Here is a 7162-nt window from a genome sequence, read left to right as displayed (position 1 = left end):
TATAAACAGTTCTCTTTAGAATTGTCCAATAAAGTGTAACCTATCCACTTTGATTACTATTACATATATACATGCCTGAAGAAACTTGTCACCTATAAAAAGATCACTAAAAATGTTGCCAATAAAGTTCTGAAAAAGTATGAAGAAGAATGTAATCCACTTGTCAAATATCATTTTTAAATTCACAAAATAAAGTGAATAATGTCATGGATAGTTCGAAAGAGTTGTGGTACTGTGTGTGGTGATAAGAAAGGGGATTTTTAGAATGGCTCAAGCTCAAAAACAAGTACACATTATCGAACCACTGGAAAGATTTGTAAATAGAATCAATCTTATTGGCTGTTATGCGAGAGTCAGTTCAGACAGTGAAGATCAGCTTAATTCATATAAAAATCAGGTTGATTTCTATGAATCCTTTGTCAACAGTCTTGAAAATTCGAAACTGGTTAAGCTCTATACAGATGAAGGAATAACTGGAACAAGAATGGACAAGAGAGATGGTTTTCTTCAAATGATTGAAGACTGTCGAAAAGGTCTTATAAATAGAATAATTACTAAATCGATCAGTCGATTTGCACGAAATATAACGGAGACACTTTCAGTAGTAAGAGAGCTGAAATCAATAGGTGTCTCCGTTTATTTTATGACAGAAAAAATTGATACAGCAAAAATGGGAAGTGAAATGATGCTTGCTGTTTATGCTGCCTGTGCCGAAATTGAATCAAAAGCAATTTCAAATGCACAGAAATGGGCATTTCGTACAAGAGCAAAAGAAGGAAGATACAATCAACCAAAACTGCCATATGGATATCAAAGAATAGATGGTGAAGTAAAAATCATAGAAGTTGAAGCAAAAATCGTTGAAGATATCTTTAATAAATATGTGAATAAAGATTTTTCAGTAACAAAACTTGTAGATTATCTGAATAAACATTATTCCAAAAAGAAAAAGTGGTCACAGTCCACAGTTTCATCAATGCTTAAAAATGAAAGATATTGTGGAGACATGCTTCTTCAAAAAAGATATTCACCTGATGTCTTTCCTTATAAGTTAGTCACAAATAAAGGTGAACTTGCACAGTATTATGTTTACGATGTGTTTCCAAAAATCATTGATCGTGAACTTTTTGAAAAGGCAAATGAAAAACTTGTGAACAACAAGTTGAAGTTCAACAAAAACCAGACGGATGGAAACAGAGAATATCTGCTGACATCAAAAATAAAATGTGAACATTGTGGTGGAACTTTTAAAAGAAGGGTGTTGAGGAATAAAGAATATTGGAGTTGCAGTAATCATGTTACTTCAGCAAAGAAATGTGAAGTAAAAATGATTGGAACGGATGAAATAGAAGATGCATTTTTAAAAATCTTTTATAAGCTCAAAGAAAATATTCATGTTTTGGAAGCCTATAAAAAACATATTGTGAATTTTACGACAAATGACGATGACAAATGTGAACTTGATCTCGTTAATCGTGAACTTAAAAAAGTAAGCAGTTCTATCAATACACTTGTTCGATATTATCAGAAAGATCTTATAAGTCTGGAAGATTATAAGAAAAAGCATAACGAGTTGCTGGTAGACAAATCAGTTTTTGAAATGCAAAAGTGCAAACTCAATGAAAAAATCTATCAGAGATTTGAAGTGATACAGACACAGATCATCATTGAATGTCTGGAATCAGCAAAAGAAATTACTTCACTGGATGAAGAAATCTTCAATACTTTAGTTGATTCGATTGAAGTGGGAACATTGGATATCCAGTTCACATTGAAAAACGATCTTAAGTTAAAAGTAGAAAGGAAACAGTTCTAATGGATAAAGAAAAGGCAAAAGAAAATAGAATGATACAGCAGTTTTTTAAAAACAAGGTTTTTTGGGGAATTGACAGCGTTCCTTTAAAAAGAAAAATCTACAGAGGTAAAAGAGATAAGAATGGATCTCGAAAAAATGAATGCTTCTATGTAAGTGAAGATCAGAAATATCGAATTGAAGAAAGTGTTCTGGTCAAGAATGTGAATTTGTTGCTGGAAGAAGTTATCAATATGAAAGACAAATACATACAAGGATGGAACAGTGAATCAAGTGAACAGTATTTTGAAATACTAAACAGAAATGCACTTCAAAATGTGAATACAGAAAGTGACTACAAGAACTTTATCTGTGACTATCTGAATCAGCAAAATTCACAGGAATATGAAAATGTGAAGTTAAAAAGCAATATAGAAAAATGTGAATTCAAGAATATTATTGAAAAGATTGAGGTATATGAAACAGGAATACTGAGTATTTTCAATAATGGTCTTGAACTTTTTATTAATTATTAAGGAAAGGAGGTAAGATTGTGAACTATATTATCAGAGATGACAAAGAACATGAAACAACTGCACCGAAGGTTAAAGTGATTGCTCCAAGAAAGAAGTTTCAGCCATCATACAATGACAGGCAAAACAGGGAAATAAGAGTTGGAGCATACTGCAGAGTTTCAACAGATTCTGACGAACAGGAACTGAGTTATGAAACACAGTGTGAATATTATGAAAACTACATAGGCAGTCATGAAAACTGGGAACTTGTTGCCATTTATTCAGATGAAGGAATAACGGGTACATCAACCAATAAAAGATCAGATTTTATGCGTATGATTGATGATGCTCGAGCAGGAAAATTAGATATGATCATTACTAAAAGTATTACACGATTTGCAAGGAACACAGTTGATTCACTGATGTATTTGAGAATCCTCAAGGAATACAATGTTGATGTTTACTTTGAAGTGGAGAATGTTCACAGTCTGGAAGCAAATGAGATGTTGCTGACGATCCTTTCAAGTGTTGCCCAACAAAGCAGTGAAGATAAAAGCGAAAGTATCAAGTGGGGATATCAAAGGCAGTTTGAAAAAGGAAAGGTTTATGCTGCCAATATGTATGGCTATAAGTCAAACAGAGGAACACTTGATATTATTGAAGAAGAAGCAAAAGTTGTTCGAGAGATCTTTTCTAAATATCTTTCAGGTATGAGCGAAAGTAAAATAGCAAGGTACCTGACGGAAAACAAAGTCCCCAAGAAGAACGGGAGTACAAAATGGGATTCAGGAACAATTGGCAGGATGCTGCAAAATGAAAAGTACAGTGGGGATGCTCTTTTAAAGAAGACATTCAGCATAGACTTTCTTCATAAGAAACGGTATAAAAATGAAGGTCAGAAGAAAATGTACTTTGTGGAAAACAGTCATCCTGCGATTGTGACTAAAGAAGTATTCAAAGCAGCTCAAGTAGAAAGAACAAAAAGGAACATGAAATCAAATGATGAAAAAGAAGTTGTGGAAAGTCATCATCAGAATCGCTATTCATCAAAAAATCCTTTAAGTAACAAAATCATCTGTTCAGAGTGTGGCGCCTTATATAGAAGGGCTGTCTGGACAAAAAGAAATAAGGAAAAAGAACCTGTATGGAGATGTTCAAACAGGTTGAAGAATGGAAATGCAATCTGTCCCAACAGTGTGACTTTAAAAGAAAAACCATTACTGGATGCTTTAACATCATTGATCAATGGAAAAACCAAATCAAAAGAAAAAACACGACTTGAACTTGCTAAAGAATTATCGGAATATTTGAATCCAAAAGATATTGTTGAAAAGAAACAAAAACTGAATTGTGAATTAGAAAATGTGAATTCACAAATAAATGAATTATTAGATAAAGGAATGTTACTTGTTGCCAGAGGCGTTCAAGACGAAAGTCAAATTGAGGAACACTTGGCACAATGTTATCAAACCAAACAAATGCTTAAAAAAGAACTGAAAAAGCTTGATGACAAATACAATGCATTAAAGCAAGGCAGACAGGAAAAACTATTAAAAACGTTAGAAAAAAATAGCAATGAACATACTGTTATGACACAAGAAAATCTTGCAGTTTTTATTGATAGAATTGTTGTAAAGAAAGACAAGATCGAAATAGAAACAATAGATGATCAAAAATGTGAGATTTCTTTAGAAATATTAAAATAGATATAACAATTATTAGATGAATTGAAACCTTGTTGATTGATTTTTAAATGGTATAATAGATACATAGAGGAGGAAAAATTATGGCGTTTCTATATAAAAGAAGAGAAAGAATTTCATACGATACACCTCAAGCTATGTATCAAGATAACAAGGCAAAAACAATTCTAGGACCATTAGATTATCAATCAAATATGATTAATGAATATATGAAAGAATTAAATACAAATAATGTTGCATTGGAGCTTCCCACTGGTAGTGGAAAAACATTAATTGGACTATTGATTGGTGAATATAGAAGAAAAATGAAACACGAGACAGTTTTGTTTTTATGTACAACTAATCAATTAGTAAAGCAGGTGGTTGAACAGGCAAATAAAAAATATGGAATAAATGCAATTGCTTTTTGTGGAAGACAAAAAGATTATAATATCAGTGATTGGGTACAATATAGTTCAGGAGAAGCGATAGGTGTTACGACGTATAGTTCTTTTTTTGCAACCAATTCACGTTTCGATGAAGTGGACATTATAATTATGGATGATGTTCATTCGAGTGAAGACTATATTATTTCTAATTGGACGGTAAATATATCGAAAAATGATATAGCATTTGAGCAAATAGCAGCAATTCTTAAAACTATTTTAAGTGAAAATGATTATATAAATTTAACGGCAGATGAAACCAGTATATGCCCTGAAAATTGGTGTAATTTAGTTCCAATGCCACTTTTAATTGAGAGAATATCTGAGATAAATAGTATTTTACAAATAAATATTAATGATGAAAGAAAATTTGCATATATGAATATTGCTGAAAATTTAAAAGATTGTAATATTTATATAAGTAATAAACAAATTCAAATTAGACCATGGATACCTCCAACAATGTTTCATAATGCATTTTCTAATGCAAAGCAAAGGATACTGATGTCTGCAACTTTAGGGAAAAGTGGTGAATTAGAAAGAATAACAGGAATTTCTAAAATAAAAAAATTACCAATGATTGATAATTGGGATCAAAGAAGTATAGGTAGAAAATTATTTATTTTTCCTGATTTAGCTATGGAAAAATCAGAAAAGAAAAAAATAATACCTGAATTACAGTTATTGATGAAAAAAAGTGTATTTCTTGTACCAAATAAAAGCGTTGAGAGAAAATTTGCAGAAAACTTAAAAGAAATATGTAATACAGATGTATTTGATGCAGGTGAATTAGAAAGCAATAAGGATGTATTTTTAAAATCAGAAAATTCATCAGTAATTTTAGCTAATAGGTTTGAAGGAATTGATTTTCCTGATGACTCAAGTCGATTATTATTTGTATACCGAATTCCAAAGTTAATGAATTTACAGGAAAATTTTTTAGTATCTAAAATGTCTGCTGCTACAATATATACTGAAAGAATTAAAACTCGTATTATTCAGGCATTTGGGCGATGCACAAGAAATGCTAATGATTATGCAGTAATATGTGTTTTTGGAAAATCAATTATGAATGAATTTACAAAAGAAGAAAAACAAATGCAATATCCAGCTGAGTTAAGAGCAGAATTATCATTTGGATTAGAAACATCTGAGGGGTATAAAACGATTACAGATATTATAACAAATGTAAAGTTATTTTTAGATCAAAAAAGTCCTGAGTGGCAGGATGCAAATGAAGCAATAATTGAAAGAAGAAATGAATATATGGAAGATGAAATCAAAAATCCATATAGCTCATGTTATGATCAATTAAATGCTGTTGCTAAATTTGAAGTAAATTATCAAAGTTATATTTGGACTAATAATTATATTAAGGCAATTGAACAATTGAATACTATTATTAGTACTTTAACATCACCTAAATTAAAAGGATATAAATGCTATTGGATATATATTAAAGGTTGTTTGCAATATTATTTATATAAACAAGGGGCACAACAATATGGTAGTATTTCAAAAAGAAGTTTTGAAGAAGCGGCTGGACTAAATGTTCCATTAAAATGGTTAAATACTCTATCAATGAAATTATTTTCTGGGGAAAGTAATACTACTAATACAGAAGATTATTTTGAAGATGTGATAGATGGCATTGAAAATAAATTACAAAAATACAGTTCTCCACAAAAATTCGAAAGATATATTGAAAAAATATTAGGCGATTTAAATTCAGAAGATGGTAAAAAATTTGAAAAAGGACAAGAAGAATTTGGTAAATTACTGGGATGCTTTTCAAAGAATGATGATAGTCAAGGAGCTCCTGATCCGTATTGGATTATAAATCTAGATATGGTTGTTGTTTTTGAAGATAAGATTTATAAAACAGATAAGAAAATACCAATTGAGGATGTAAGGGAAGCAGGAACTCACCATATATGGATAAAGAGAAATGTAGATGGTTTATCTCCAAATGCTAAGATTTTAACTATATTTGTTACTACTTCTAAAGAAATAGAAGAGAAAGCACGACAATTTGCAGATGGCATATATTATATGCATAAAAGTGACTTTATGAGTTTTGTTAATAGTTATATTGCAGTCATTAGAAAGGAATACAATACTTTTAACGAAAATGGAGATTACGGTTGGAGAAATGATTTATATGAAAATTTACAAACACAAAAACTTTTAATGTCTGACTTTATTGAATTATTAACAAAGAAAAAGTTAGCTGAAATATAAAAGGTAAAAATAAATATTATAAAGGTATATAGAAAATATATGCCTTTTTAAGTAGAAAAATAATTGTTTTAATTAGCCAATAATATGTAAATTTATGTGAATTTTATATTTTCTATTTTATTGTTTGTACTTTTCAAACATGATATACTAATCTTGTTTAAAAATTAAATATGCGATGTAATATGTACGGAAAAAGTAAATTGTGAGAATCTTATATATGATATTGAGTCGCTTTTTGAAAAGGTAATAATATATGTAATGATATCTTTATTGACTCTTAAATTCAAGTCAATTACGAAAGTATGAAATTTCGTTGATATAAATAATGAAAACCTATGAAATACATGTGAATGAAACGTGTAATCATGGGTTTTTAGTTTTGATACAGAGTAACCTAATGACGCAAATTTATTTAATTTAGGTAAAAATAAATATGTCGAAAATTGCCGGGGAAATAAAATGTATTTTATATTGTTTTTATAAAGG

At 30.0% G+C, this 7162-nt stretch carries 4 protein-coding genes; all 4 read left to right on the top strand.

Annotated features, from left to right (window positions below; translation table 11 throughout):
- Positions 1-265: 265 nt before the first annotated feature.
- The 4 genes from DWZ53_RS07595 (at position 266) to DWZ53_RS07580 (ending at position 6676) form a co-directional block, all read left to right on the top strand.
- Positions 266-1816, top strand: a complete 1551-nt coding sequence (locus tag DWZ53_RS07595) for a recombinase family protein (protein WP_118433158.1) — start codon at positions 266-268, stop codon at positions 1814-1816.
- On the top strand, positions 1816-2328 hold the full coding sequence (locus DWZ53_RS07590; RefSeq protein ID WP_118433156.1) for a hypothetical protein: 513 nt from the start codon (positions 1816-1818) through the stop codon (positions 2326-2328). Before DWZ53_RS07595 ends, DWZ53_RS07590 begins: the two co-directional genes overlap by 1 nt.
- Before the next feature lie 17 nt (positions 2329-2345).
- Entirely contained in the window at positions 2346-4013 is a 1668-nt protein-coding gene (locus DWZ53_RS07585; protein ID WP_118433154.1) for a recombinase family protein, read from the top strand.
- 80 nt (positions 4014-4093) lie between these two features.
- A complete protein-coding gene (locus tag DWZ53_RS07580; RefSeq protein ID WP_118433152.1) occupies positions 4094-6676 on the top strand; it encodes a DEAD/DEAH box helicase family protein in 2583 nt (860 codons plus the stop codon).
- Positions 6677-7162 lie beyond the last annotated feature (486 nt).

The organism is Coprobacillus sp. AF33-1AC (genome assembly GCF_003475785.1).
In the GTDB taxonomy this organism is placed as follows: Bacteria; Bacillota_I; Bacilli_A; order Erysipelotrichales; family Coprobacillaceae; genus Faecalibacillus.
Note: the sequence above shows the minus strand (reverse complement) of the source record. Positions and strands in the feature narration are given on the sequence as shown.

Bases quoted from the DNA above. Each gene is read 5' to 3' on its own strand.
- DWZ53_RS07590 (WP_118433156.1), top strand. From the start codon at position 1,816: ATGGATAAAGAAAAGGCAAAAGAAAATAGAATGATACAGCAGTTTTTT.
- DWZ53_RS07595 (WP_118433158.1), top strand. From the start codon at position 266: ATGGCTCAAGCTCAAAAACAAGTACACATTATCGAACCACTGGAAAGA.
- DWZ53_RS07580 (WP_118433152.1), top strand. From the start codon at position 4,094: ATGGCGTTTCTATATAAAAGAAGAGAAAGAATTTCATACGATACACCT.